Source organism: Pseudoduganella violaceinigra DSM 15887 (assembly GCF_000425385.1).
Taxonomy (GTDB): domain Bacteria; phylum Pseudomonadota; class Gammaproteobacteria; order Burkholderiales; family Burkholderiaceae_D; genus Rugamonas; species Rugamonas violaceinigra.
The window spans coordinates 159,160-185,847 of record NZ_AUDI01000015.1 but is presented as its reverse complement, the minus strand read 5'-3'; the positions used below and the strand labels follow the sequence as shown (position 1 = coordinate 185,847).

30 protein-coding genes are annotated in these 26,688 nt (G+C 63.3%); 21 read left to right on the top strand and 9 right to left on the bottom strand.

What is annotated here, in order from left to right; translation table 11 throughout:
- Nucleotides 1-101 precede the first annotated feature (101 nt).
- The 5 genes from H597_RS0110305 to H597_RS0110285 all read left to right on the top strand — a co-directional run bounded on the left by H597_RS0110305 (nt 102) and on the right by H597_RS0110285 (nt 3,681).
- A complete protein-coding gene (locus tag H597_RS0110305) occupies nt 102-584 on the top strand; it encodes a pilin (RefSeq protein ID WP_028102069.1) in 483 nt (160 codons plus the stop codon).
- 329 nt (nt 585-913) lie between these two features.
- Nucleotides 914-1,396, top strand: coding sequence for a pilin (locus H597_RS0110300; protein ID WP_028102068.1), 483 nt, complete (start codon nt 914-916; stop codon nt 1,394-1,396).
- Nucleotides 1,397-1,665: 269 nt separating this feature from the next.
- The gene (locus tag H597_RS0110295) at nt 1,666-2,148 is read left to right on the top strand and encodes a pilin (RefSeq protein WP_028102067.1); all 483 of its coding nucleotides are present in this window, start codon (nt 1,666-1,668) and stop codon (nt 2,146-2,148) included.
- Between the two features lie 283 nt (nt 2,149-2,431).
- Nucleotides 2,432-2,914: a pilin gene (locus H597_RS0110290; protein ID WP_028102066.1), complete on the top strand. Its 483-nt coding sequence runs from the start codon at nt 2,432-2,434 to the stop codon at nt 2,912-2,914.
- Between the two features lie 284 nt (nt 2,915-3,198).
- The gene (locus H597_RS0110285; RefSeq protein ID WP_028102065.1) at nt 3,199-3,681 is read left to right on the top strand and encodes a pilin; all 483 of its coding nucleotides are present in this window, start codon (nt 3,199-3,201) and stop codon (nt 3,679-3,681) included.
- Between the two features lie 51 nt (nt 3,682-3,732).
- Here the strand turns inward: H597_RS0110285 and H597_RS0110280 are convergent, their stop codons facing one another.
- From H597_RS0110280 to moaC, 3 genes are all read right to left on the bottom strand, one after another.
- Nucleotides 3,733-4,389, bottom strand: a complete 657-nt coding sequence (locus tag H597_RS0110280) for a flagellar brake protein (protein ID WP_229632139.1) — start codon at nt 4,387-4,389, stop codon at nt 3,733-3,735.
- Nucleotides 4,390-4,487: 98 nt separating this feature from the next.
- Entirely contained in the window at nt 4,488-5,705 is a 1,218-nt protein-coding gene (locus tag H597_RS0110275; protein WP_028102063.1) for an AGE family epimerase/isomerase, read from the bottom strand.
- Entirely contained in the window at nt 5,705-6,181 is a 477-nt protein-coding gene (gene moaC / locus H597_RS0110270) for a cyclic pyranopterin monophosphate synthase MoaC (RefSeq protein ID WP_028102062.1), read from the bottom strand. Before moaC ends, H597_RS0110275 begins: the two co-directional genes overlap by 1 nt.
- 35 nt (nt 6,182-6,216) lie before the next feature.
- Here moaC and H597_RS0110265 point away from each other — a divergent pair, with 35 nt between their 5' ends.
- Nucleotides 6,217-7,773, top strand: a complete 1,557-nt coding sequence (locus H597_RS0110265) for a M48 family metalloprotease (RefSeq protein ID WP_307579360.1) — start codon at nt 6,217-6,219, stop codon at nt 7,771-7,773.
- 39 nt (nt 7,774-7,812) lie between these two features.
- On the opposite strand, the gene H597_RS0110260 is transcribed toward H597_RS0110265, so the two are convergent.
- The 4 genes from H597_RS0110260 to H597_RS0110245 are packed head-to-tail and all read right to left on the bottom strand — an operon-like array spanning nt 7,813 to nt 10,046.
- Nucleotides 7,813-8,418: a DUF2946 family protein gene (locus H597_RS0110260; protein ID WP_028102060.1), complete on the bottom strand. Its 606-nt coding sequence runs from the start codon at nt 8,416-8,418 to the stop codon at nt 7,813-7,815.
- A gap of 3 nt (nt 8,419-8,421) precedes the next feature.
- Complete coding sequence (locus H597_RS0110255) at nt 8,422-9,375, bottom strand: YheT family hydrolase (protein ID WP_028102059.1); 954 nt, start codon at nt 9,373-9,375, stop codon at nt 8,422-8,424.
- A gap of 39 nt (nt 9,376-9,414) precedes the next feature.
- Nucleotides 9,415-9,837, bottom strand: a complete 423-nt coding sequence (locus tag H597_RS0110250; RefSeq protein ID WP_028102058.1) for a YybH family protein — start codon at nt 9,835-9,837, stop codon at nt 9,415-9,417.
- A 20-nt stretch (nt 9,838-9,857) separates the two neighbouring features.
- Entirely contained in the window at nt 9,858-10,046 is a 189-nt protein-coding gene (locus H597_RS0110245) for a zinc-finger domain-containing protein (protein WP_028102057.1), read from the bottom strand.
- A gap of 122 nt (nt 10,047-10,168) precedes the next feature.
- Between H597_RS0110245 and H597_RS0110240 the strand changes: the two genes are divergently transcribed.
- The 3 genes from H597_RS0110240 (at nt 10,169) to H597_RS0110230 (ending at nt 11,683) form a co-directional block, all read left to right on the top strand.
- A complete protein-coding gene (locus H597_RS0110240) occupies nt 10,169-10,906 on the top strand; it encodes an AzlC family ABC transporter permease (protein ID WP_028102056.1) in 738 nt (245 codons plus the stop codon).
- Nucleotides 10,899-11,228 carry an AzlD domain-containing protein gene (locus H597_RS0110235; RefSeq protein ID WP_028102055.1) on the top strand — a complete coding sequence of 110 codons (330 nt, stop codon included), beginning with the start codon at nt 10,899-10,901 and terminating at the stop codon, nt 11,226-11,228. Before H597_RS0110240 ends, H597_RS0110235 begins: the two co-directional genes overlap by 8 nt.
- 86 nt (nt 11,229-11,314) lie before the next feature.
- Nucleotides 11,315-11,683 carry a VOC family protein gene (locus H597_RS0110230; RefSeq protein WP_028102054.1) on the top strand — a complete coding sequence of 123 codons (369 nt, stop codon included), beginning with the start codon at nt 11,315-11,317 and terminating at the stop codon, nt 11,681-11,683.
- Here the strand turns inward: H597_RS0110230 and H597_RS0110225 are convergent.
- A complete protein-coding gene (locus H597_RS0110225; RefSeq protein WP_028102053.1) occupies nt 11,680-12,633 on the bottom strand; it encodes an alpha/beta fold hydrolase in 954 nt (317 codons plus the stop codon). The genes H597_RS0110230 and H597_RS0110225 overlap by 4 nt on opposite strands.
- A gap of 185 nt (nt 12,634-12,818) precedes the next feature.
- On the opposite strand from H597_RS0110225, the gene H597_RS30430 reads away from it, so the two are divergent.
- The 12 genes from H597_RS30430 to H597_RS0110160 all read left to right on the top strand — a co-directional run bounded on the left by H597_RS30430 (nt 12,819) and on the right by H597_RS0110160 (nt 26,007).
- The gene (locus H597_RS30430; protein ID WP_035373742.1) at nt 12,819-13,658 is read left to right on the top strand and encodes a helix-turn-helix domain-containing protein; all 840 of its coding nucleotides are present in this window, start codon (nt 12,819-12,821) and stop codon (nt 13,656-13,658) included.
- A gap of 81 nt (nt 13,659-13,739) precedes the next feature.
- Complete coding sequence (locus tag H597_RS0110215; protein ID WP_051293675.1) at nt 13,740-14,474, top strand: substrate-binding periplasmic protein; 735 nt, start codon at nt 13,740-13,742, stop codon at nt 14,472-14,474.
- 90 nt (nt 14,475-14,564) lie between these two features.
- Nucleotides 14,565-15,758 (top strand): phosphoglycerate kinase, encoded by a 1,194-nt coding sequence (locus H597_RS0110205; RefSeq protein ID WP_035373739.1) that lies wholly within the window; start codon nt 14,565-14,567, stop codon nt 15,756-15,758.
- A 63-nt stretch (nt 15,759-15,821) separates the two neighbouring features.
- The gene (pyk, locus tag H597_RS0110200; protein WP_028102050.1) at nt 15,822-17,291 is read left to right on the top strand and encodes a pyruvate kinase; all 1,470 of its coding nucleotides are present in this window, start codon (nt 15,822-15,824) and stop codon (nt 17,289-17,291) included.
- 35 nt (nt 17,292-17,326) lie between these two features.
- Complete coding sequence (gene fba / locus H597_RS0110195; RefSeq protein WP_028102049.1) at nt 17,327-18,391, top strand: class II fructose-bisphosphate aldolase; 1,065 nt, start codon at nt 17,327-17,329, stop codon at nt 18,389-18,391.
- A gap of 119 nt (nt 18,392-18,510) precedes the next feature.
- Nucleotides 18,511-19,407 carry a phosphoribosylaminoimidazolesuccinocarboxamide synthase gene (locus H597_RS0110190; protein ID WP_028102048.1) on the top strand — a complete coding sequence of 299 codons (897 nt, stop codon included), beginning with the start codon at nt 18,511-18,513 and terminating at the stop codon, nt 19,405-19,407.
- 3 nt (nt 19,408-19,410) lie between these two features.
- Complete coding sequence (purE, locus tag H597_RS0110185) at nt 19,411-19,905, top strand: 5-(carboxyamino)imidazole ribonucleotide mutase (RefSeq protein WP_028102047.1); 495 nt, start codon at nt 19,411-19,413, stop codon at nt 19,903-19,905.
- A gap of 4 nt (nt 19,906-19,909) precedes the next feature.
- Nucleotides 19,910-21,094 carry a 5-(carboxyamino)imidazole ribonucleotide synthase gene (locus tag H597_RS0110180; RefSeq protein WP_028102046.1) on the top strand — a complete coding sequence of 395 codons (1,185 nt, stop codon included), beginning with the start codon at nt 19,910-19,912 and terminating at the stop codon, nt 21,092-21,094.
- Nucleotides 21,091-22,146, top strand: a complete 1,056-nt coding sequence (locus tag H597_RS0110175; protein WP_051293674.1) for an L-threonylcarbamoyladenylate synthase — start codon at nt 21,091-21,093, stop codon at nt 22,144-22,146. Before H597_RS0110180 ends, H597_RS0110175 begins: the two co-directional genes overlap by 4 nt.
- Nucleotides 22,147-22,190: 44 nt before the next feature.
- Nucleotides 22,191-23,732 carry an alpha/beta hydrolase family protein gene (locus tag H597_RS30425; RefSeq protein WP_051293673.1) on the top strand — a complete coding sequence of 514 codons (1,542 nt, stop codon included), beginning with the start codon at nt 22,191-22,193 and terminating at the stop codon, nt 23,730-23,732.
- Nucleotides 23,733-23,944: 212 nt separating this feature from the next.
- Nucleotides 23,945-25,306, top strand: a complete 1,362-nt coding sequence (locus tag H597_RS0110165; RefSeq protein WP_028102044.1) for an SGNH/GDSL hydrolase family protein — start codon at nt 23,945-23,947, stop codon at nt 25,304-25,306.
- Between the two features lie 20 nt (nt 25,307-25,326).
- Entirely contained in the window at nt 25,327-26,007 is a 681-nt protein-coding gene (locus tag H597_RS0110160) for an OmpW/AlkL family protein (RefSeq protein ID WP_028102043.1), read from the top strand.
- Between the two features lie 59 nt (nt 26,008-26,066).
- Here the strand turns inward: H597_RS0110160 and H597_RS0110155 are convergent, their stop codons facing one another.
- The gene (locus H597_RS0110155) at nt 26,067-26,540 is read right to left on the bottom strand and encodes a group II truncated hemoglobin (protein ID WP_028102042.1); all 474 of its coding nucleotides are present in this window, start codon (nt 26,538-26,540) and stop codon (nt 26,067-26,069) included.
- Nucleotides 26,541-26,688: the final 148 nt, after the last annotated feature.

Here is a 26,688-nt window from a genome sequence, read left to right as displayed (position 1 = left end):
GCGCCGATCTGCCCGTATCTGGGGCGAAATAGGCTGGCATGGGGATTGCACCAGATCAAGTGCGCAGGCTTGCTGCGTAATTCACTTGAGAGGACGAGACCATGAACAGCCTGAAAATGATGAAGAAGCAAGCTCAAGCCGGCTTCACCCTGATTGAGCTGATGATCGTTGTCGCAATCATCGGTATCCTGGCCGCAGTTGCCATTCCTGCTTATTCGGATTACACCGCCAAGACCAAGGCCGTTGCCGGGCTGACCGCCGTTGATTCCATCAAGACCGCCGTCGGAGTTTGCGCCCAGGAGGCTGGCGGCGATGTATCCAACTGCAACACCGCCAATGCCACCAGCGGCATTCCAACTACCTTCACCCCAACCAAAGAAGTGTCCGCCGTGACCGTGACCGGCGCTGGCATCATCACCCTGACCTACGCTGCTGACGTCGCTACCGGCGTCTCCGGCAAAAACGTAGTTATGACCCCGACCCTGCCGACCAACGGCACCGCCATGACCTGGAAGATCGACGCGTCGGCCGTCACCAACACCGCCGTCCAGTCCGCGCTGCAGAAAAACAGCATCGGCACCTGATCGGACTCATGGTTGAACAAAAAAACCGGGCGCGGCCCGGTTTTTTGTTTCCTGATGCCTGCCAAATGAGCCTCTTACGCCCGCTTGAGGCATCGCAAATCTAATAGACCATGGTTCGCGAACGCCCGTGTATTGTTACATTGTGTGATTTTTATGACGAAAATTGTCACCAAATATCCCGGTGCTGACAATTTTTTGGGCAACATTGACGAGAAGTGGCAGGAAATGGGGAGTTTTTGACTAAAAGTAGGGCAAAAGATGGCTGGCATATGAATTGCTCTATGGAAAGTAGGCGCATCTGTGCCGTATTTAACTTGAGGAAGAGACCCATGAAAAGCCTGAAAACGATTAAAAAACATGCCCATGCCGGCTTCACCCTGATTGAACTGATGATCGTTGTCGCGATTATCGGTATCCTGGCCGCAGTCGCCATTCCCGCTTATTCCGACTACACCGCCAAGACCAAGGCTGTTGCCGGCCTGACCGCGGTTGACTCCATCAAGACTGCCGTCGCTGTTTGCGCCCAGGAAGCTGGCGGTGACGTTTCCAACTGCAATACCGCCAACGCCACCAGCGGCATCCCAACCACCTTCACCCCGACTAAGGAAGTGTCGGCTGTGACCGTGACCGGTGCCGGTATCATCACGATGACTTATGCTGCCGACGTAGCAACCGGTGTCTCTGGCAAAAACGTGGTCATCACCCCAACCCTGCCAACCAACGGCACCGCCATGACCTGGAAGATCGACGCCTCGGCCGTCACGAATACCGCGGTCGTGTCTGCACTGCAGAAGAATAGCGTCGGCACCTGATCGGTTGATTGCTGAACCGAAAACCGGGCTGCGGCTCGGTTTTCTTGTCGCCCAGGCATGGGCATTTTCGATGTTGATAAATATGTTGCAAATTTACTGACGGAATTTGTCAGCGGCGCGGGCAACTGACAAAAAAATCACGGATATTGACAAAGACTGTCAATACATCGGCGCAAAACTCGCGAAAACAGGGCAAAAGCAGCTGGCATGCGGATTGCAATAAGGGAGTCACGCACGTTCGTGCAGAATTCACTTAAGAGAAGACGAGTATGAAAAGCCTGAAAATGATGAAGAAGCAAGCCCAAGCCGGTTTCACCCTGATCGAACTGATGATCGTTGTTGCGATCATCGGTATCCTGGCCGCAGTCGCCATCCCTGCCTATTCGGACTACACCGCCAAGACCAAGGCTGTTGCCGGTCTGACCGCTGTTGACTCCATCAAGACTGCCGTGGCTGTTTGCGCCCAGGAAGCTGGCGGCGACGTTTCCAACTGCAACACCGCCAACAGCACCAGCGGCATCCCAACCACCTTCACCGCGACCAAAGAAGTGTCGGCCGTGACCGTGACCGGCGCCGGCATCATCACCCTGACCTACGCTGCTGACGTAGCAACTGGCGTGTCTGGCAAGAAAGTCGTTATCACCCCAACCCTGCCAACCAACGGCACCGCCATGACCTGGAAGATCGACGCTTCCGCCGTCTCCAACACTGCTGTCAAGTCCGCACTGCAGAAAAATAGCGTAGGTACCTAATTCTTAGGTCTCATGCTTGAAAAAAACCGGGCGTCGGCCCGGTTTTTTCGTTTACCAATGCCCAGTGACACGATCGCCGTTGGCATATCGCCACTTTTTGCGGGTTTCCTGACGGGATTTGTCATTAGAAAAGGGGGCAGCTGACAAAAATTCGCAGATGCCGACAAAGTCTGTCAACTCAATGGCGTAGCGCTCTGCAATTCAGGAGGGAAGCAGCTGGCATAGGAATTGCTGTACGCTTGGTACGCACGTTTGTGCCGAAACATTTAAAGAGGAAGAGACTATGAAAAGCTTGAAAATGATGAAGAAGCAAGCACAAGCCGGCTTCACCCTGATCGAACTGATGATCGTTGTTGCGATCATCGGTATTCTGGCCGCAGTGGCAATCCCTGCTTACTCCGACTACACTGCTAAGACCAAGGCTGTTGCCGGTCTGACCGCCGTTGACTCCATCAAGACTGCCGTGGCTGTTTGCGCCCAGGAAGCTGGCGGCGACGTCTCCAACTGCAATACCGCCAACGCCACCAGCGGCATCCCAACCACCTTCACTCCGACTAAGGAAGTGTCGGCTGTGACCGTGACCGGCGCCGGCATCATCACCCTGACCTACGCTGCTGACGTAGCAACCGGCGTGTCCGGCAAGAACGTGGTTATCACCCCAACCCTGCCAACCAACGGCACCGCCATGACCTGGAAGATCGACGCTTCCGCCGTCACCAACACTGCCGTCAAGTCCGCACTGCAGAAAAATAGCGTAGGTACCTAATTCTTAGGGTCCCCTGCTTGAAAAGAACCGGGCTTCGGCCCGGTTTTTTCGTTTACCACTACATGCCGAAAATCTGGGTATCGACACCATTGTTACTTTTCGTTAGTTTTTGACGGAATTTGTCATTGATGCCGCCTGGCTGACAAAAATTTCACGGATGCCGACAAAGACTGTCAACTCATCGGTGTAAAACTGCCCGAAATAGCGCCCAGAACTGCTGGCATGGTGATTGCAATACCTCTGGTACGCACGCTTGTGCCGAACCCAATTGAGAGGAAGCGACCATGAACAGCCTGAAAATGATGAAGAAGCAAGCCCAATCCGGCTTTACCCTGATCGAACTGATGATTGTTGTCGCGATCATCGGTATTCTGGCAGCAGTGGCAATCCCTGCTTACTCCGACTACACAGCCAAGACCAAGGCTGTTGCCGGTCTGACCGCCGTTGACTCCATCAAGACTGCCGTGGCTGTTTGCGCTCAGGAAGCCGGCGGCGACGTCTCCAACTGCAATACCGCCAACGCCACCAGCGGCATCCCAACCACCTTCACCCCGACTAAGGAAGTGTCGGCTGTGACCGTGACCGGTGCCGGTATCATTACGATGACTTATGCTGCCGACGTAGCAACCGGCGTGTCCGGCAAGAACGTGGTCATCACCCCGACCCTGCCTGCGAACGGCACCGCCATGACCTGGAAGATCGACGCTTCGGCCGTCACCAACACCGCCGTCAAGTCCGCGCTGCAGAAGAACAGCGTCGGTACCTGATAGCTCTGGCAGTTGAAAAAGAAACCGGGCTGCGGCCCGGTTTTTATTTGCTCAGACGATTTTTTGCCGGTCGGCCAGCATGGCCTCGTACGTCAGGTTCTGCAGCAAGGTGAAGTGCGCCGGATCCAGGTTGGTGAACTGCACGCCGTAGCTGAACACTTCTTTGCCTTCGATCTTCTGCGACTGCGCCACGGTCGCATTGCGTACCAGCACCGGCGTATTGATGCGCACTTGCCGGTCGTCCGGCGGCGCCAGCAAAGTGAAGTCCAGTTGCACCGTCTCGCCCTCGCGGCTCAAGGGCTGGGCCGATTCGATCAGTGCGCCCGAAACGCTCAGATTGACCAGGAAGACCGAAGCGTGGCTGCCATCGTCGCGCACCAACTTGGCCGGAATTTCGACTTTGACCCGCATGGCCGCGCGCAAGCTGGTGCCCTGGATATCGTTGGGGAAGCTCACATGGGCATACATCAGCGGCCGCAGGAAGACGCGTTGCACGACGGTTGAGAAGGAGCAGACGTTTACCCCCGAGAAGACGCGCACGGTGAGCTTGTCGCCCTCGGTGAGTGAGATCGGCCCGCTGGTCTCCATGGGGATCTTGACGATCATATACTCGTCCTTCACCCAGCCGATCACGGTGGAGAAGTGCTGCAAGGGCCGTAGGGTGCGATGGGTGATCAGCTGGATGCGCCCACCGACCTGCAGGTTCATCTGTTCAAACGCATATTCCTGCAATTTGTTTTCGCCCGCCATCGTCGTGATTGTCTATTGTGAGCAATTATTCATTGTACGATAAGCTTGCGTAGCAGCTAAGGTTTTGCCGATACGACCGTCCAGTCCAGGCCGACCATGTGGTAGGGGTCGGGTTGCTGCTTGCTGCAGCCGCCCCCGCTGCACGTCTGCTTCGCGCCGAAGCGCCAGCCGCCGTTGTCGCGGTCGATGATCTCCCTGTCGACCAGCTCCAGGGTTTCCTGGTAGCGCCGCGCCATATCCGGCCGCTCCGCCACCGCCAGGAAAGCCTTCATGCCTTCGGCCTGCTGCCACCAGAACTTGCCGTGGTCGACCTGGCCGCCCGGCGACATGCGGTTGAAGATGCCGCCGTCCTGCTCGTCGTAGCCATGCGCGACCGCAAATTTGAGCAAGCGGTCTGCCACGGCGGCATAGGTGGGTGGCAGGCCGCGTAGCTCCGCACTGCGCAGCAAATGGCTCCATTCGAACTGGTGTCCCAGGTCGGTAAAGCCGTCGTCATCCCGCAGCGGTTTCCACTGCGCGTCATACCACTCGGGAATGTAGGTGCCGCCGTCCGGCAGGCCAACCATCAACTGGTTCAGCACGAAGTCGCCCAGGGCGCGCGCGTCGGCCACCACCTGCTGGTCGCCGGTGGCATCGATCAGCGCCAGCAAGGCTTCAAACATATGCATGAGGGGATTCTGGCTATGCCTTTTCTCCATCGCCGGCGCAAAATCGCGCGCCGCTGCGCCGCGCAGGCCGCCGCCCGGCTCGCGCAGTTTGAGACGGATGTCCTGCCAGGCCGCCAGGGCCGCGTCCCGGTACGTCGCCTCGCCCGTCACGCGCGCCGCATGTGCCAGCGCCAGTAGCGCGAACGCGTGGCCGTAGGTATTCTTGGCAGGGCTGACGACTTTGCCGGTCGCGTCGACCACCTGGTAAAAGCCGCCGTTCAACGTATCGTGGAAGGGGCCGAGCAGGAAATCGGCGCCGCGCTTTGCCGCCTCCAGATAGCGTGGATCGTGGGTCGCCTCATAGCCGACCAGCATGGTGTAGACCAGGCGGCTGTGCAGGGTCAGTTCGACGGCGGAACTGTCCGCCGGCTGCCAGTTGCGGTCGAACTGCCCTCGCAGCATGCCGGAAGGCGTGGGCGCCACGGCCAGCCAGCGCGACAGGTGGGCATCGAGGTCCTTGCGGTGCCACTCGGTGTTCGCAACTTTCGACATGGCGCGGCCGCCACCGCCGCTGTCGCACGCTGCAAGCAGGGCGAGGCATGCGGCGATGGCAGCGCGCCTGCGCATCAGGCTTTCCAGTCGCCCGACTTGCCGCCCGCTTTTTCGGTGACGCGGATATCGGTCATCACCATGCCGCGATCGACCGCCTTGCACATGTCGTACACGGTCAAGAGGCCAACCTGCACGGCAGTCAGCGCTTCCATTTCCACCCCGGTCTTGCCGTAAGTTTCCACTTGGGCGCGGCAATGAATAGCGTTGTCGGCTTCATCGGTGGTAAAGTCCACGGCGACACGGGTCAGGGCCAGCGGGTGGCACAGCGGCACCAGGTCGGCCGTGCGCTTGGATGCCATGATGGCGGCGATGCGTGCGATGCCGAGCACGTCGCCCTTCTTGGCGCTTCCCGATAGAATGAGCGCCAGCGTTTCCGCCTTCATGCGAATGCTGCCGCTGGCAACGGCAATGCGGTGGGTGTCGGCTTTGGCGCCGACATCGACCATATGGGCCTGTCCGGCGGCATCAAAATGAGTAAGGTGTTCGGTCATCGCGTAGTCTCTTGTTGAACGGGTATGATAGCACTGTGAATGCACTACATTTTCGCCGCCCATTGATGGCGGCACTGGTTTCCGGCCTGCTGGCTGCTGCTTCGCCGGTAGGACAGGCGCAGCAGCAGCCCGACCTGCCGATGCTGGGCGATGCCTCGCGCGAGGATTTGTCGCCGGTGATGGAAAAGCGTCTGGGTGAAGAAATCATGCAGAGCTTGCGCTTCGAGCGCGATTACCTGGATGATCCTCCCATCATCGACTACCTGAATAGTTTCGGCACCAAGCTGGTCGATGCCCGTCCGGGCGCGCGCGGCGACGCGAACCTTGACTATTACTTCTTCGCGATCCGCGACAAGAACCTGAATGCGTTCGCTTTGCCGGGAGGCTATATCGGCGTGCATTCGGCGCTGCTGTTGGCGGCGCAGACCGAATCGGAGCTCGCGTCCGTGCTGTCGCACGAGATCGGCCACGTCGCGCAGCGCCATATTGCGCGCCAGATCGGCGCGCAAAAGACCGATTCCCTGATTCCACTGGCGGCGATGCTGCTGGCGGCGCTGGCCGCCAAATCCAATCCCGACGCGGCAATGGGCGTATTCATGGGCGGCCAGGGCCTCGCGATACAGCGCCAGCTGAATTTTGGCCGCGATGCGGAACGCGAGGCGGACCGCATCGGCTTCCAGATCATGAACGCGGCGGGTTACGATTCGAGCGGCATGGTGGCGTTCTTCCAGCGCATGCAGAACAGCACGCGTCTGTACAGCGATCTGGCGCCGCCATGGCTGATGTCCCACCCGCTCACGACGGAGCGTATCGCCGATATCCAGGCCCGCATCCGCGAGCAGATTTACCACCAGCGCGTGGATGGCATGGACTTCCACCTGGTGCGCGCCCGCGCCCGCGTGCTGCAGGACGAGAGCAGCAAAGGCCTGTCCGACACGGAAGCGGTATTCAGGAACCAGATCCAGCAGCCCGGCCGCCAGAACGTCGCCGCCGGCCAATACGGCCTGGCCATGGTGTCGCTGAAGCGCTCCGAATTCGCCGCCGCGCAGGAGTGGCTGGACAAGGCGCGCGCAACGATCGACAAGCCGCCGGTCGCCGGCGCCTTCAGTACGCCCCTGCCGCGCGGCACCACCGATTCCGCGCTGGCTTACATGTCGCTGGAAATCAAGCTGGCGCAGGAGAACAAGCCGGAAGTGATCGCCGCCGCCATCGAGGAGGCCAGGCAGGCGCAAGGGCGTTTCCCCTTGTCGCGCGGCCTGGTGTGGCAGTACGCCGACGCCCTGATCAAGGGCGGCAAGTACGAGGAAGCGTCGCGCTTCCTGCGCGACCAGCTGCAGATGTACCGCCGCGAACCGGAGCTGCACGACTACATGGCGCAGGCTTACGCCAAGCAGGGCAAGATCGCCCTGCAGCATATCTCGCTGGCCGAATCCTACGTGCTGCTGGGCGGCACGCTGGCGGCGCTGGACCAGCTGGCGCTGGCGCGCAAGGCGCCCGATGCAACCTACTACGACCAATCGGTGATCGACGCCCGCGAGCGCGAACTGCAGGCCAAGCGCCGCGAGCAGATGGGCGAGAAGAAGAAGGAGTGAGAACCGGCGCCGCCGGGGCCAGGCCCGGGTTGCTCCGACTCAGGGTTGGGGTGAGCGCTGAAAGCGGAAGGCTGCCGGTACGCTGTCGCGCGCCATCGCCGCCAGCGGAACGGCGCGTTCGCCGATGCGTAACGTCAGCGGCGACAGGCCGGCCGGATCGCTTGCTGCGGCATCCAGCCATGCCAGCAGGGCATTATCGCCCACCGGCGAGCCATTCAACTCCAGCTGCGGCAGCAACTGCGCGAAATCGCGGTCGTCGAGCTGGGCCAGCACCTCGCCGCTGCGCAGCAGTAGTTCGCCGGCCTCGGTCAGCCAAGCCGCATCGACTTCACCCAGCGGCGCCCCCGTGTGCAACACGAAGCCATGGAGCGGATCGGTGCGCGCGATGAAAGGCGTGGTTTCCAGGTTCAAGTAGACGCGCTGCGGCCCGTTCTGGAAAAACCAGCGGCCCTCCTCATCGCTCTGGTAATTGCGCGTGATGAAGCCGACCAGGGCAGGATTGGTCAGCTTGTCGCCGGCCTGATTGAAATGCTGGGCGCGTTCGTCGCGCATGCGCCAATTGCCGCGCGCATCGAGCGCCAGCCAGCCGTAGCAGTGGGGCACGTTGGGCCATTTGGCCATTGCCTGTTTGACGATGTCATCCATCGCTCAAGCCTCCGCCATTTCGGTGGCGGTCAGGAAGTTCAGCATGCGCAGCGGCAACCAGTCCAGGCTGCCGGGCAGGCGACCGGTGGCAAAGCCGACATGGCCGCCTTCCGCCGGATAATCGAGTAGCACCTGGCGCGACGCCTGGCGCGGCAGGAACCGGCCCGGCATGAAAGGATCGTTCTGGGCATTCAGCACCAGGGTCGGCACCGTGATATCGGTCAGCACATGCTTGGCGCTGGCGCGGTCCCAGTAATCGTCGGCATCGCGGTAGCCATGCAGGGGCGCCGTCACCACATTATCGAAGGCGTGCAAGTCCTGCGCCGCCATCAGCGCATCCAGGTCGAACAGGCCGGGAAACTGGCGCAGCTTGGCCACGCACTTCGGCTTCAGCGTCTGCAGGAACATGCGCGTGTACAAGCGGCTCAGGCCGCGCGACAGGGCGTTGCCGCCCTGCGCCAGGTCGAGCGGCGCCGACACCGCGCAAGCCGCGTCGACAAACGCGGCCTGGTGCTGCGACTCGCCCAACCAGCGCAGCAGCGCATTGCCGCCCAGTGACACGCCGCAGGCGTAGAACTTGCCGCTGGCATAGGGACGCAGGCGGCGGATGATCCAGTCCAGTTCACCGGAATCGCCGGAATGGTAGAAGCGCGGCGCCAGGTTCGGCTCGCCCGAGCAGCCGCGGAAATGCGGCACCGCGCCCGACCAGCCGCGGCGCGTGATTTCCGCCATCAGGGCGCGCGCATAATGGCTGTCGGAAGACCCTTCCAGGCCGTGGAACAAGACCACGAATGGCTGGCCCGGCTGGCCGTCGACAAAATCGACATCGATGAAGTCCGCATCCGGCGAATGCCAGCGTTCACGGCGGAAACGGACCGCGGGCCTGGCGATGCAGGTCGCTGGATAAATGGTCTGTAAGTGGCCGCTGGGCAGCCAGAAAGGGGCGATGTAGTTCATGGCGCGGCTGGGATCGTCCCAGCGGGCCGATCCTGTTGTCTAATGCAGTATTTGAGCGCGCGGATCGACGGGAACGGGTCCCGGCGCTACAGACACATGATGCAACACAATGCGCCAACCCTTCGGTGTTTTAACGTACACATTGGTCGCAATCAGGTGCGCCGCGTCGCCGCTGGCGGCAGTGATGCCTTCAATGACAGTATGCACCGAACTCATCAGGTTGTGTGTTTCGTGCAGCTGCGACGGGCGGATTTGCAACCCGCCATGTTCCAGCAATGCACTCCAGGATTCGCGGATGGCGCTGTGCCCGATCAGGCGCGGCCCGCCGGGATGGACGCAGACGATTTCCTCGTCGTCGGCCCACAAGGCCATCAGCGTTTCCAGGTCGGCCCGGTTCAAGGCATCGTAAAAGGCCGCTTCGACTTCCGCCGCACTGCCATTCTGGTGTTTACGCGCTGCCATCCGGGCTCCGGGGAATGTGATTAGTGGTGGCCGGCGTCGGCGCCAGGCTTCAGCTGGTACTGGGTGCCGCAGTACGGGCACTTCGCTTCGCCATGCTTAAAGTCCAGGAACACGCGCGGGTGGGAAGACCACAGCGGCATGGCCGGATTCGGGCAGTAGGCCGGCAGGTCTTTGCCATCGAGTTCGACTGGCTGGGTGGTGTTGCTCATTTTATAACACTCCGCGAGATCAAAAATCAAGATTTTAATCCATCCCGGCAACGAAAAGCATTCGCCGGTAGAATGTCGCCTTTCCCAAGCGGCAGCCTGCACAGCCGTGGCAAGCACACAACATGACGTATCCCGATAGCCAGCCCGATGTGGCAGCCCATCACGAACCCTCCTGGCGCGCCGGCCTGAAGGACAGCATCCCGCCCCTGTTCGGCATTGGCGCCTGGGGCCTGGTCGTGGGCGTGGCCATGGTCAAATCGGGGCTCACCGTGATGCAGGCGCTGGGCATGACCCTGGTCGTCTTCGCCGGCTCGGCCCAACTGGCCTCGCTGCCCCTGATCGCGGCCGCCGCCCCGGTCTGGGTGATCTTCCTGACCGCCGTCGTGGTCAACCTGCGCTTCGTGATCTTCTCCGCCCTGATGGCGCCGCACTTCGCCAAGCTGCCGCTGGTACGCCGCTTCCTGCTTGGCTACGGCTCCGGCGACCTCACCACAGCCCTGTTCCTGCAGCGCTTCCCCAGCGAAACACCGGAAGTGGGCAAAGTCTCCTACCTGCGCGGCCTGGTCTACCCGAACTGGTTGGCCTGGCAAGCCGGCTCCATCGCCGGCATCTTCCTTGGCAGCGCCGTCCCGGCCGAATGGGGCCTGGGCTTTGCCGGCACGCTGGCCATCGTCTGCATCACCGTACCGATGGTCGCCACCCGTCCCGCGCTGGCCGGCGCCCTGGTGGCCGGCGTCACCGCCGTATTGGCGCACGCGCTGCCGTACAAACTCGGCCTGCTGGCCGCCGTCATTATCGGCATGTTCACCGCCATGCTGGTGGAAGGGCAAATCGAACGACGAAAGGCCGCCAATGTCTGACCTTGAAATCTGGATCACCATCCTCGCCCTGGGCGTGGCCACTGCGGTCACCCGCTCCTCGTTCTGGGTCATCGGCGAGCACGTCTCGATCCCGACCCGCATCCAGGAAATGCTGCGCTACGCCCCGGCGTGCGCACTGGCCGCCATCATCGGCCCCGACTTGCTGCTTGACCCGCAAGGCACGGTCGAATTCAGCATCCACAACTACAAGCTGATCGCCGGCATAGCCGCGATCGCCTACTACCTCGCCCGCCGCAGCATGCTCGAAACCATCCTGTTCGGCATGGCCTGCCTCACCGCCCTGCGCTTACTCATCCAATAAAATTCGGGGTCAGGTCTGTCATTTGGACAGCTCGCCCACACCTTTGATCTATCTCAATGATAATGAGTGAAATCTCAGGAGGGTTTATGGCGGAAATTGACCACATGATCTTGCGGGTGAGCGATCCGGCGCACTCGATTCGTTTCTATGAAGACGTGCTTGGCTTTAAGCACGAGGGCAGGGCGGGGCCATTCGAGGTGGTGCGTGTGAACGAAGGCTTCACCCTGGACCTGCTGGCCGAGCCGCCTAACACCCACCTGCATTTAGCCTTTCGCGTCGACCCTGAACATTTCGAGCGCGTGATGGCGCAGCTGCGCGCACGCCGCATCCCCTTCGGCGGCAACCATATGGACCGCGCCGGCAGCCAGCCCCAGCCCCAGTACGGCGCGCGCGGGCTGGCGCTGGCGTGCTACTTCGAAGACCCCGACGGCCACAACCTCGAAATCCGGCACTAAACCCGCCAGAGTTTGCGGGCTTCTTCCGCAATGACGTCGGGGAATTCCTCCTGGAAGAACAGCTTGCCTTCCGGGATGGCGCGAATGCCTTGCGAACCTGGGAACAACCGATCCAGGTAGCGCGCATCGGCCAGCGTGAAAATGGTGTCGCTGGCGCCCCAGACCATACGCACCGGTACCGTCGATTGCCGCAGCCGGGCCTCAATACCGGCCAGCGGGTTCGGCGACAGCGCATTGTGGAAAGCATGGTACTGCGCGCGCCGCAGCGGTGAACCGACCAGGGGCGCCGCATAGTATTCGATGATCTCATCGGTCAGCTGCGCCGGATTGTGGAAGACCGCGGCGCCGAATGTGGCGCGCGCCATGGCTGTGTCGGCCAGCCACTTGGCCGTGTTGTCGGCCAGCGTGCCCTTGCGCGCCATTTCCAGCACGGGGGCGATTTCGGCGGGCGGGCTGTGCGGCTCGATGTCGCAGTTGCTCAGCATCATGCTGCGTACGCGCTGGGGATAGCGCAGCAGGAATAGCTGGGCGACGGCGCCGCCGCTGTCGCTGGCGATGATGTCCACCGCACCCACGCCAAGTCGGTCGAGCAGGGCGGCCAGCATTGCGGTTTGATCGCTTGCCGCCAGCGCTTGCCCGACCGGGACTTCCGAGTAGCCCAGTCCCATGAAGTCCGGCGCAATACAGCGGCGATAGGGCGCCAGCCGTTCAAGCGCACCGCGCCATTGGAGGCTGTTGAGCGGGGCACCGTGCAGGAACAGCGCCGCCGACGGGCCGGCGCCGCGTTCCGCATAGGCGATTCGTCCCTGCGGCAGCTCCGCATAGCGCCGCGCTGTACGGAATCTGGCGACTTCGCTGGAAGGCGCTGCGGGCGCGGCGATGGAAAGGCAAGGTGCAGCGCCCGCGGCAAGCGCGGCGCCCGATAGGGTGAGGAATTTTCGGCGTTTCAAGGCAGTCTCCATGCGGTGGCGATGTGGTGGGGCCATGCTAGTGGCGCCGGCAATATGCCGCGCGCATGATCGGCCGGCGCCGAGCAGAATCGGCTGATTTTTCGATTGCGCTGGCGTGGGAATTGGCGCACTCTCCCATTTCCTGCGAGCCCAAGCGGAAGCGGCTTGCGTGCAAGAGACCGCCAATGACAACCAGACCTTCGTGTTACCCAGCGCGGGACGAGGCGCCGCTGCTGGATGTCCTGACTTCGCCCGTGCCCGTTGGACGCTTTGATTCCCCGGTGGACGGGCGGCACGTGTTGTGCCTGCATCTGGGGAGCCCCGTGCCGGTCAGTTACCGGGCCGGCCGCCATGAGCGGCAGGGGACGCGGCTGCATGGACAATTCTGCGTGGTGCCTGCAGGTTCCAGTACGCGTTGGACCTTGCAAGCTCCCGCCACCTCTTTGCTGCTGCGCCTGAATCCCGCCCTCATGCAGGAGGCGGCCGGGCATATGCGGCTGGAGGCCGGCCTGGTGCCCGCCATCCACATCCGCGATCCGCAGGTCGAGCGCATTGGCTGGATGATGCAGGCGGAGGAGCAGGATGGCCACCCCAGCGGACGTCTCTTTGCCGACAGCCTGGCCAGCGCCTTGGCGGCCCGTTTGCTGGCGCTGCAAACGTGGCCTGACCGCTTGCCCGTGGCTGGGCCGGTGCGTGCCTTGCCGGTCTGGCGGCTGCGTGCGGTGCAGGATTACGTCGAGGCCAATCTCGACCGGGATCTCACGCTGGCCGAGCTGGCGGCGGTGGCGGGTTTCAGCGTTTCCCACTTCAAGGCGCTGTTCCGCCATGCGGTGGGCATGCCGGTGCACCGCTTCGTGCTTGGCCGCCGCGTCGAGCGCGCCCGCCAATTGCTGCTGGCGGGGCAGCTCAGCAATACAGAAATCGCGCTGGAAGCGGGCTTCGCGCATCCCAGCCATATGGCGCGCTGCGTGCGCGCAGTCCTGGGGCGGGCCCCAGCACAATTGCGCGCTGACCGTTTGATTTAGGTCAAAGGTGTGGTGTCGGTGTCCGAATGACAGACCTGACCCCGAATTTCCGCACTACAATGAAAGGAAATCCGGGAGGCGATGATGGGCAAGGTGCTGCTGGCGCTGCTGCTGGGGGGAGCTGCCGTTGGCTGCCGGGCGGAGAGCGTGGTCCTGTATTTGATGGAGGTGCCGCCGCTGACCGTCAATGAGCCGGATCGCAAGGGCGTGGCCGGTGATATCGCGCTGGAGGGGCTGAAACGCGCGGGGTATGAGGTCAAGCTGGAGGTCGTGCCCAGCAATCGCGCGCTGGCGACCGTGGCCCATCCCGCCTCGCGCAACCTGCTGATCATCCCCTTGGCCCGCGTGCCGGCGCGCGAACCGTTGTATACCTGGATCGCGCCGCTGATCAAGGTCAATCGCGCTTTCTTTTCCTTGGATAAATTTGTCCGCAATTTTGGCGAGGCGCGCGCCAGCTTCCGCGCCATCGGGGTGTCGCGCGGCACCGCCGGGCTGCATATCCTGCGCCAGGAGGGCTTCAGCGACGGGCAGATCCGTGAGTTGAACCAGGCGCAAACCCCGCCCAAGATGCTGTGGCAGCATCGCATCGATGCCTGGTATGGGCCGATTGCCGAGGGGAGCGAGCTGTTGCTGGCGGCGGAGCCCAAGGTCAAGACGTTCGTCAGTCCGCCGCTCGGGCCGACCTACAATTACCTGGCTTGCTCGCTTTCCTGCGATCCGCAGCTGGTGGCTCGCTTGGCCGATGCCTTGGCGTCGATGGAGCAGGATGGGACTTCCCGCGCGATCCGCGAGAAATATGGTCAATCCGATAATTAAATATCGGCTTCGCCCGGGCTTAACAAGCGGCTAAGCGCCACCGGCTTAAGGTAAAATAGCGCTCTTTCCAACAGTGACCCCTGAGTAACCATGCTGAAATTCAACCGCCTGGAAGACCTGGTAGCGCGCAATGCGCTGCAAGGTAAGCGCGTATTTATCCGTGCAGATCTGAACGTGCCGCAAGACGATGCGGGCAATATCACCGAAGATACTCGCATTCGCGCTTCGATTCCGGCGATCAGGATGGCTCTGCAGGCGGGCGCCAAAGTCATGGTGACGTCCCACCTGGGCCGTCCGACCGAGGGCGAGTTCAAGGCGGAAGACAGCCTGGCGCCGATCGCCACGCGCATGGCCGAGCTGCTGGGCCAGCCGGTCGCGCTGCAGCAGGACTGGGTGGACGGCGTGGATGTGGCGGCCGGCCAGGTGGTGCTGCTGGAAAACTGCCGCGTCAATAAGGGCGAGAAAAAGAATTCCGATGAGCTGGCCCAGAAGATGGCCAAGCTGTGCGATGTGTACGTGAACGATGCCTTTGGCACCGCCCACCGCGCCGAGGCGACCACCCATGGTATCGCCAAGTTTGCGCCGGTCGCTTGCGCCGGGCCGCTGCTGGCCGCTGAACTCGATGCGCTGGGCAAGGCCCTGGGCGCGCCGGCCCGTCCGCTGCTGGCCATCGTGGCCGGTTCCAAAGTGTCGACCAAGCTGTCGATCCTGAAATCGCTGGCCGACAAGGTCGATAACCTGATCGTCGGCGGCGGTATCGCCAATACCTTCATGCTGGCTGCCGGCCTGAAGATCGGCAAGTCGCTGGCGGAGGCCGACCTCGTTGCCGAAGCCAAGGCCATCATCGACCTCATGGCCGCCCGCGGCGCCACCGTGCCGATTCCGGAAGATGTGGTGTGCGCCAAGGAGTTTGCGCCAACTGCCGCCGCCACCGTGAAGGCGGTGGCCGACGTGGCCGACGACGATATGATCCTGGACATCGGTCCCAAGACTTCCGCCAAGCTGGCGGCCCAGATCGCCGAAGCCGGCACCATCGTCTGGAACGGCCCGGTCGGCGTGTTCGAGTTCGACCAGTTCGGCGAAGGCACCAAGACCCTGGCCCTGGCCATCGCCAACTCCAAGGGCTTCTCGATCGCCGGCGGCGGCGACACCCTGGCGGCCATCGCCAAGTACCAGATCACCGACAAGATCGGCTATATCTCCACCGGCGGCGGCGCCTTCCTGGAATTCCTCGAAGGGAAGACCCTGCCGGCAGTGGAAATCCTGGCGCAACGCGCGCAGTAACACGGTAAAAGGCGCCCGCAAGGCGCCTTTTGAACTTTCTTAAGCTCACCCGAAGGAACCTTCATGGCACGTGGCACCAAGATCGTTGCAACTATCGGCCCGGCGTCGACCGACCTGAATATTCTGATCCAGATGATCAAGGCAGGCGTGGACGTGGTCCGCCTGAATTTCTCCCATGGCAAGGCGCAGGATCATATCGACCGCGCTGCCCTGGTGCGGAAGGCGGCGGCGGAATGCGGCAAGGAAGTGGCGATCATGGCCGACATGCAGGGGCCGAAGATCCGTATCGGCAAGTTCGAGAACAACAAGATCGAGCTGGCCAAGGGCGACAAGTTCATCCTCGATGCCAAGTGGGGCGAGAACGGCGAGCTGGGCAACCAGGAGCGCGTGGGCCTCGATTACAAGAGCCTGCCGACCGATGTGAGGGCCGGCGATGTGCTGCTGCTCAACGATGGCCTGATCGTGCTGACCGTGGACAAGATCGCCGGCAGCGAGATCTACACCACCGTGAAGATCGGCGGCGAGTTGTCGAATAACAAGGGCATCAACCGCCAGGGCGGCGGCCTGACCGCGCCGGCCCTGACGGCCAAGGATATGGAAGACATCAAGACGGCGATGTCGTTCCAGGCCGATTACCTGGCGATTTCCTTCCCGAAAAACGCCACCGATATGGAAATGGCGCGCCAGCTGGCCAATATCGCCGGCGAGCCTTTCGGCTTCAAGCCGCTGATGATCGCCAAGATCGAGCGCGCGGAAGCCATTCCCGCCCTGCAGGAGATCCTGAACGCCTCCGACGGCATCATGGTGGCGCGCGGCGATCTGGCTGTCGAGGTCGGCAATGCCGCCGTGCCGGCGCTGCAAAAACGCATGATCCGCCTGGCGCGCGAATCGAACAAGATTGCGATCACCGCGACCCAGATGATGGAGTCGATGATCTTCAACGCGGTGCCGACCCGGGCCGAAGTGTCCGACGTGGCCAATGCCGTGCTGGACGGCACCGATGCCGTGATGACCTCGGCCGAGACCGCGTCCGGCAAATACCCGGTGGAAACGGTGGAAATGATGGCGGCCATCTGCACCGAGGCCGAGCAGTCCGAATACAACAAGCTCGATGCGGATTTCCTGAACGCCCGCTTCACCCGCATCGACCAGTCGATCGCCTATGGCGCCCTGTTCACCGCGCACCACCTGCGCGTGAAGGCGATTGTGGCCCTGACCGAGTCCGGCTCGACCGCACTGTGGATGAGCCGCCACAACATCGACACCCCGATTATTGCGCTCACGCCGAGCACCACCACCCAGCGCAAGCTGGCGTTGTACCGCAATGTGTGCACCTACCAGCTGATGCAGGATGCGCCGACCGATGTCGTGCTGCGCGCCGCGGAAGACCTCCTCGTGAAACAGGGTATTGCCCAGAAGGGCGATATGATTGTGGTTACCTGGGGTGCGCCGATGGGCAAGGTGGGCGGCACGAACGCATTGCGTATCGTGAAAGTCGGTGAGTTCACTCACCGCGCCGACTCGGCACGATAAACGCTAACGATTTCTTTATTGTTTGGAGTAATACCATGTCCCTCGTATCGATGCGCCAACTACTGGACCACGCTGCCGAACACGGCTACGGCATCCCGGCTTTCAACGTCAACAACCTGGAACAAGTGCAGGCCATCATGGCTGCCGCCGACGCCGTCAATGCGCCGGTGATCATGCAGGCTTCCGCCGGCGCCCGTAAATACGCCGGCGAGGCGTTCCTGCGCCACCTGATCGACGCCGCGATCGAAGCCTACCCGCACATCCCGGTCGTCATGCACCAGGACCACGGCCAGTCGCCGGCAGTCTGCATGGCTGCGATCAAGTCCGGCTTCTCCTCCGTGATGATGGATGGTTCCCTGATGGCGGACGGCAAGTCCGTTGCTTCTTACGAGTACAACGTCGACGTGTCGCGCGAAGTGGTGAAGTTCTCCCACTCCATCGGCGTGACCGTGGAAGCGGAACTGGGCGTGCTCGGTTCCCTGGAAACCATGAAGGGCGACAAGGAAGACGGCCACGGCGCGGAAGGCACCATGACCCGCGAACAGCTGCTGACCGACGTGGCGCAAGCCGCCGACTTCGTGCAGAAGACCCAGTGCGACGCGCTGGCGATCGCGATCGGCACCTCGCACGGCGCCTACAAGTTCACCCGCAAGCCAACCGGCGACATCCTGGCGATCGACCGCATCAAGGAAATCCACGCCCGCATCCCTAACACCCACCTGGTGATGCACGGTTCCTCCTCCGTGCCGCAGGAACTGCTGGCCATCATCCGCGAATTCGGCGGCGATATGAAGGAAACCTACGGCGTGCCTGTGGAAGAAATCCAGGAAGGCATCCGTCACGGCGTGCGCAAGATCAATATCGATACCGATATCCGCCTGGCCATGACCGCCGCCGTGCGCAAGTACATGTTCGAGAACCCATCGAAGTTCGACCCGCGCGACTTCCTGAAGCCAGCCCGCGCTGCCGCTGAAGAAGTGGTGAAGGCACGCTTCCTGTCGTTCGGCTGCGAAGGCCGCGCGTCGCTGATCAAGCCGATTCCGCTGGAGAAGATGGCTGAGCGTTACAAGGCCGGCGAGCTGGCCCAGATCGTTAAGTAAACCGGTAAGGCAGGGTCGGACCCAAGGGTCTGACCCGCATACGCGACTGCCGCCGGTCGGGTCAGACCCTTGGGTTTGACCCAGGTTTACCGGTTTTCAATTCTCAAAGTACCCCCGCCATGAACAGCCTGTACAAATCCTCCATCAAATCCCTCCCCCTGCTGGGCCACGGTAAAGTGCGCGACAACTACGCAGTCGGCACCGACAAGATCCTGATCGTCACCACCGATCGCCTGTCCGCCTTCGACGTCGTGATGAACGAACCGATCCCCGGCAAAGGCATGGTCCTGAACCAGATGTCCGATTTCTGGTTCGAGAAACTGGGCCACATCGTTCCCAACCATTTGACCGGCGTCACCCCGGAATCGGTGGTGGCGCAGGACGAAGTGGAGCAGGTCAAAGGCCGCGCAGTGGTGGCGAAGCGCCTGAAGCCGATCCTGGTGGAAGCGGTGGTACGCGGCTACATCATCGGCTCCGGCTGGAAGGACTACCAGTCCACCGGCGCGATCTGCGGCATCACGCTGCCGCAAGGCCTGCAGCAGGCGGACAAGCTGCCGCAGCCGATCTTCACCCCGGCCGCCAAGGCTGACCTGGGCGAACACGACGAAAACATCAGCTTCGAAGACATGGAGCAGCGTATCGGCGCCGAACTGGCCGCCAAGATCCGCGACGTGGCGATCAAGCTGTACACCACTGCCGCCGACTACGCGGCGACCAAGGGCATCATCATCGCCGACACCAAGTTCGAATTCGGCCTGGACGACAATGGCGTGCTGCACCTGATGGATGAAGTGCTGACCGCCGACTCTTCCCGCTTCTGGCCGGCCGACTCCTACCGTCCAGGCATCTCGCCGCCGTCCTACGACAAGCAGTTCGTGCGCGACTACCTGGAAACCCTGAAGGACTGGAACAAGTCGCCACCGGCGCCGGCCCTGCCGGCGGAAGTGATCGAGAAGACCCAGGCCAAGTATTTCGAAGCCATCGAGCGCCTGACCGGCCAGAAGCTGAAGGTATAAGCCATGTCCGAGAATAAACCACTGGTCGGCATCATCATGGGGTCGTCCTCCGACTGGGACGTGATGAAGAACGCCGTCGACATGCTGAAGCAGTTCGGCGTGCCGCATGAAGCGCAGGTGATCTCCGCCCACCGCATGCCGGACGAAATGTTCGCCTACGCCGAGAGCGCCCGCGCGCGCGGCCTGCGCGCCATCATCGCCGGCGCCGGCGGCGCGGCCCACCTGCCGGGCATGGTGGCCGCCAAGACCATCGTGCCGGTGCTGGGCGTGCCGGTGCCGTCCAAGTACCTGCGCGGCGAAGACTCGCTGCTGTCGATCGTGCAGATGCCCAAGGGCGTGCCGGTATCGACCTTCGCCATCGGCGAGGCGGGTGCCGCCAACGCGGCCCTGACCGCCGTGGCGATCATCGCCACCACCGACGATGCGCTGGCTGCTAAGCTGGAAGCGTTCCGCGCTTCGCAAACCGCGGCCGCCAAGGCCATGACTTTGCCGCTGTAAGAGTATGAGTAATGATGTGAAAAATCCTCCGGCGTGGCTGGGTGTGATGGGCGGCGGCCAGCTTGGCCGCATGTTCGCGCACGCCGCGCAGAGCATGGGCTACAACGTGGCCGTGCTGGAGCCGTCCGCCGATTGCCCCGCGGGGCAGGCGGCGAACCGCCTGATCAATGCCGGCTACAGCGATGCCGCCGGCCTCGATGCCCTGGCCGCGCAATGCGTGGCCGTCACCACCGAGTTCGAGAACGTGCCGGCCGACAGCCTGTCGCGCCTCGCGCAATCGGTCTTCGTGGCGCCCAATGCGCACGGCGTGTCCGTGGCGCAGGACCGTATCGCGGAGAAGAGCTTCTTCGTCGCCAGCGCCGCCAAATCCGGCGTGCTGCCGGCGCCGCACAAGGTGATCGCTGCGCAGGCGGATATCGACGCCATCAGCGACGACCTGCTGCCGGGCATCCTGAAGACGGTGCGCATGGGCTACGACGGCAAGGGCCAGGTGCGCGTGAAGTCGCGCGACGAGGTGCGCGCGGCGTTCGACGGTATGGGCCAGGTCACCTGCCTGCTGGAGAAGATGCTGCCGCTGGCCTATGAAGTATCGGTGCTGACCGCCCGTGCCGCAGACGGCGCTTCGGTGGTCTACCCGATCGCCGAAAACGTGCACCGCGACGGCATCCTGTTCACCACCACCGTGCCGGGTCCGAACATCACCGCTGATTGCGCGCGCAAGGCGCAGGCGGCGGCGCAGACCATCGTCGCCGAGCTGGGTTATGTCGGCGTGCTGTGCATCGAGTTCTTCGTGCTGGCCGACGGCTCGCTGGTGGTCAACGAGATGGCGCCGCGTCCGCACAACAGCGGCCACTACACCATCGACGCCTGCGTCACCAGCCAGTTCGCGCAGCAGGTGCGCGCCATGGCCGGCCTGCCGCTGGGCGATGTGCGCCAGCATTCGCCGGCCGTGATGCTGAACATCCTGGGCGACATCTGGTATGAAGGCGAGGGCGCAGATGAAACCCGGGTGCGCGAACCGGCGTGGGACAAGGTGCTGGCGCTGCCGGGCGCCAACCTGCACCTGTACGGCAAGGAAGAACCGCGCCGTGCCCGCAAGATGGGCCACCTGACCTTCGTCGCGCCGACGCTGGCGGAAGCGCAGCAGCACCTCAACGCCGCCTGCGCCATCCTGGGCATCGAGCCATGAGCGACGCCGCTTCCCGCGCCTTGGCCGCAGCCACGGCCGCGCCAGCCGACATCGCCGCCGCCGCGGCGGCGCTGGAGGCCGGCGCGCTGGTCGCTTTTCCCACCGAGACCGTGTACGGCCTCGGTGCGGATGCGGAAAACCCGGCTGCCGTGGCCAAAATTTACGCCGCCAAAGGCCGCCCGCAGGACCATCCAGTGATCGTGCACGTCGCCCCCGGCGCCGACCTCGATTACTGGACCACCGAAGTGCCGCAGCAGGCGCGCGCGCTGGCCAGCCATTTCTGGCCCGGCCCGCTGACCCTGATCCTGAAGCGCAATGCCCACATCCCCGACGCCGTCTCCGGCGGCCAGGATACGGTCGGCATCCGCTGCCCCTCGCATCCGGTCGCCATGCAGTTGCTGCAAGCTTTCAAAGGCGGCAAGGGCGGCGTGGCGGCGCCATCGGCCAACAAGTTCGGCAACGTCAGCCCGACCACCGCGCAGCACGTGCGCGATGAATTCCACGACGAAGTGGGGCCGGGCAATGTGATCGACTGCGTGCTGGACGGCGGATCGAGCCAGGTCGGCATCGAATCGACCATCCTTGACATGTCGCGCCTGGCCACGCACGGCCCGGTGCTGCTGCGCCCCGGCCACATCAGCGCGCAGCAGATCGCCGACGTGATCGGCATCATGCCGCGCCAGCCCGACCAGGCCGCGCCGCGCGCGTCCGGCACGCTGGAGTCGCATTACGCGCCCAAGGCGCCCGTGGCACTGTTGCCGACTGGCGACATCGAAAAAACCCTTGCGCAACTCACGCTGCGCGGGCGTCATGCCGCGCTGATCCACTACTCGGCGTTTGCGCTAACGCAAGCAAATGTGGCGCTTCCGGCCGAGCCAAAGGGGTATGCTTACGGTGTGTATGCCGCGTTGCGCGCGATGGACCAGGAGCAGGTTGAATTGATCCTCGTCGAAGCACCGCCGAGCGACGATGCCTGGCTGGGCGTGAACGACCGCCTGCGCCGCGCCGCCTTCGGTTCGAGCGGCATTCTTGAGCGTTTCCTGAAGGCGTAACCGCAGAAGGACTGTCTGCCTCCTGCGCAAGCGAGGAGGCAGCCATGTCCGGCAACACGGCGCAGTTCGCACGACGCGTGGCCCGCATCGCCACGGCCGCCGCGCTGTTGCTGCCCGGCGCACCGCCTGCCGCCGGCGCCGAAACCTCCGCCGATGCCCGGGGGTTGCTTGCGGCCCATGAACGCGGCACGCTGCTCGCAGGCCCCACCTTGTCGCGCATCGAAACGGGCGCCTTCAGCACTTCCAAACGTATTGAACCGGCCATGCTGGCCGAAGTGCTGGCGAAAGCCGGCAGTGCGCTGGCCGCCGTCGCCGGCACGCCGCGCTGCACCATCACCACCTACAGCCTGCGCTACAGCACCATCGGCGGCGGCGGCGAAGCGACCGACGCCAGCACGGCGCTGATCCTGCCATCGGGCGAGGATCCGGCCTGCCAGGGCCCGCGCCCGGTGCTGCTGTATGCCCACGGCACTTCGACCGCCAAGGACCACAATATGGCCCGCCTGCGCGGCGAAGCGAAGCTGGTGGCGGCCCTGTTCACGGCGCAGGGCTATATCGTGGTGGCGCCCAATTACGCCGGTTATGAGGGCTCCTCGCTGCCCTACCATCCTTACCTGAACGCGGAACAGCAGGCGGCCGATATGACCGACGCCCTGCGTGCCGCCCGCGCCGCCATGGCCCAGCTCAAGGCGCAGCCCGGCCCGCAGCTGTTCCTGGCCGGCTACTCGCAGGGCGGGCACGTCACGCTCGCCACCCAGCGCGCCATGCAGTTGGGGGGCGAATTCAAGGTCACCGCCGCCGCCGGCCTGTCCGGCCCGTACGCCATGGCGCGCTTTTCCGATACGGTATTCAGTGGCCAGCCGAATGCCGGCATCACGATCTATTTGCCGCTGATCGCCACCTCCGCCCAGCGTGCCGGCGCGGCGATTTACGGCAAGCCGGAAGAGTTGTACGAGATGCCGTACGCCAGCGGCATCGAGACCCTGTTCCCATCGACGATGACGCGCAACGAACTGGTGAAGCAAGGCAAGCTGCCCAAGCGCGCCGTCTTCGCGCTGGACTCGCAGCCGCAGGGCGACGGCGCCGCGGCCTATTTCAGCGACCCGCATCTGGTGCGCAGCAGCTTCCGCGAAGCTTACCTGCAGGACCTGGCGCAGCATCCCTGCGATGGCGACGCCTGCACGCCCGCCAACAACCTGCGCAAATGGATGCTGAAGAACGACTTGCGCAACTACGTCCCGCAAAGTCCCTTGCTGCTGTGCGGCGGCAGCAAGGACCCGTCCGTGCCCTTCTTCAATGCCACGGCGGCGGCCGACTACTTCACCCGGCATGGCGCGCCGCCCACCGTGGTCGACCTGGAAGAGCAGGGCGCCCAGGACGCTTTCAGCGAGGCCCGCCGCAGCTTTGTCCTGATCCGCGGCGAGGCGCAGAAAAGGGCACAGGAAGAGGCCGCCAAAACGGGCCGCGACGCGGCTGAACTGTTGATGGAAAGCTATCACGCGCGCCTGGCAGGCGCCCCCTGCCTGCTGGCTGCCCGCAGCTACTTCAATGCACTGATGGCGCACGATGCCTTGGCCGCGCATTAACGGCGAAATTTGCCAAACAGCCAACGCTGGCGGGCGATAAATTTGCATTGCTGACGCTACACTGCTACAGTCGCGCGCCGGGATCGCGCATGGTTGGGCGTTTTTTATCAAATACCCCTTATTACAATGTTACGATCACTGGCATATTATTTGGGCAGCGAATAGCACGGCCGTTCGCGAAATCAAATAAAAACCACCCCTCTGGAGACAAGATGCGTCATATCAAACTTGCCATGACTGTCATGGCAGCGGCAGTTATTGCCGGTTGCGGCAGCGGCGACCCACGTCCTGGCGAACAAACCCCGAAAGTCAAATTCTCTGCCCAGGTCACCTTCGGCGACAGCCTGTCGGACGTGGGCACTTACCGCGTCGGCGCCCTGGCGGCCATCGGCGGCGGCACCTATACCATCAATGGCGACAACTCGAAAGCGAACCCGGCCCTGACCGGCAAGAACTGGACCGAGCTGATGGCGACCCAAGCCGGCCTGCCGGCGCCATGCCCGGCCATGACCGGCCTAGATGGCGATGCCAGCAAGGGCTTCAGCGTGCCAGTGCAGACCAAGGCCGGCTGCTACGGCTACGCACAGGGCGGCGCCCGTGTGACCAATCCCGTCGGCCCAGGCAACAAGGCCACCGGCAGCGCGCTGGGCGGCCTGACGGTGCCGCTGGTCACCCAGGTCAAGAACCACCTGGGGATCATGGGCGGCAAGTTCAAGGGCGATGAAGTCGTCTACGTCATGGGCGGCAACAACGACGTGCTGATTGCCCTCGGCCAGTTGGCCGCCGTGGCGAACGCCGCCGGCAGCACCGCCTTCGCCACCAGCCTGGCCACCCAGCTGGCCGCAGGGGCGACCAATCCCGCCACAGCCGCGCAATCGATCGGCCTGGCCATCGCCACCGAGGCCGCGCGCGCCGGCAGCGACAGCACCAGCATCGTGACCGCCGCAGTAAACGCTGCCGTCCTGGCCGGCAATACCGCCGCCGCTTCGCCAGCCGTGTTCGGCCCCATGGCTGCGAAAGCCAAGGCGGACGCCACCGCCGCCGGCATCAAGGCCGGCGACGACTACGCTGCCGCGCAAGGCCCGGTCATGGTCAAAGCCATCGCCCAGGCAGGCTCGGAGCTGGTGGCAATGGTGAAGACCCAGATCGTGGCGAACGGCGCCAACTATGTGGTCGTGAACAATATGCCGGACATCGCCAACACCCCGTCCGGCCTGTCGGCCTCGGACGCCACCCGCGCCCTGATCAGCGCCATCGTGAAGGCCTTCAACGACACCCTGGCCGCCGGCCTGGCGAATGATCCGAAGATCCTGCTGGTGGACGTTTACAGCTCCAGCCATGACCAGGCCACCAATCCGGCGCCATACGGTCTGACCAACGTCACGGACACGGCCTGCGACCTGAGCCCGGCCAAGAATCCGCTGGAGAGCTCCCTGGCCTGCACCATCAACAACCTGAAGCCGGGTGACGTGAGCCATTACGCTTACGCCGACACCGTCCACCCGACCCCGTTCCTGCACCTGCTGCTGGCACGCCTGGTATCGGAAAAAATGGTGGCCAAGGGCTGGCTGTAATAAAAAGAACTGGAGACACAATGACCAAACGAATCAATAACACTGTCAAGCTGCTGGCCGTCGTTGCCGCGCTGGGCGCCGCATCGGGCGCCCACGCGCAAGCCAAAGGTGAATGGCTGGGCAAGATCGGTTTCAACCGCATCTCGCCGAACGTCACCTCGGGCGACGTCACCGCGCCGTCCAAGCCGGGCATCAAGGCCGAAGTCGGCTCGGACACCAAGCCGATCTTCAGCGTCGGCTACATGATCACCGATAACGTGAGCACCGAGCTGATGCTGGGCGCACCGTACAAGCACACCCTGTACGGCGCCGGCTCGATCGAGGGCACCGGCAAGCTGGCGACGGCCGAAGCGTTGCCACCGACGCTGTTCCTGCAATACCGCCTGTTCGAATCGACCGCGGCGGTGCGTCCCTACGTCGGTATCGGCTACAGCTATGCTTACTTCCGCAAGGAAACCGGTTCCGCCCAGTTGACCGCTGTGCTGAACGCCGGCGGCACGCCATCGACCTACTCGCTGGATGCCAAGCATGCTGTCAGCGCGGTCATCGGCGGTACGGTCAAGATCAGCGACCGCTATTACGCCGACATGAACGTGGTCAAGACCAAGCTCAAGACCCGGGCCCACTTCTCGACCGGCCAGACGCTGGACATCAAGCTGGACCCGCTGGCCGTCAGCCTGGCGATCGGTTACCGCTTCTAAGCGATTGCCCGACCCAAGCCGCCGCAAGGCGGCTTTTTTTTGCGCTGCGGGCAGCGGCTTCAGCCTCCGGTGTACGGCCCCTTGACCTCGCCCCAACCCCATTTGGGCATGGGCTGTTCGGCTTCCACCGTGGCGCCGGGCTGGGAATTGATGACCGCCAGGCGCGAACCCCATTCCAGGTAGCCCACCAGGGCCGAGCGGAATTCGGGATCGTCCGGCATATCCAGTTCATCGGCAGTTTCCAGCAGCAGGGCGACCCAGCGCCGGCGCTGTTCCTGCGACAGGTGGCGGTTCAAATGCTGGCGGATCATCTGCGCATGGCCGCCGTGCGCCTCGGAATAAGCGGCCGGACCGCCCAAAACCTCGCCCAGGAAGGCCGCGACATGCGCCGGATGGCGCTCGCCCATATGGGCAAAGACAGGTCCGAGCAGAGTGTCGGCCTTGACGAGCTGGTAGAAGCGGGTGGTCAGCCGGTTCAGCGCTGCGCTACCGCCAAGCCATTCGTACAAAGTTGGAACGCGATCTTGAGGCATGCTGTCGCTCCGCAGAAGGTAGAGGGATCGGCAAACATGCTAGCACGAAAAAAAAGTCCACCGCGGGGTCAGGAAGCCGGGTGGACATTTTTTGCAGGAAGGAATTTTGTGTCCACCTCGCTTCCTGACCCCGAGGTGGACAAATCGT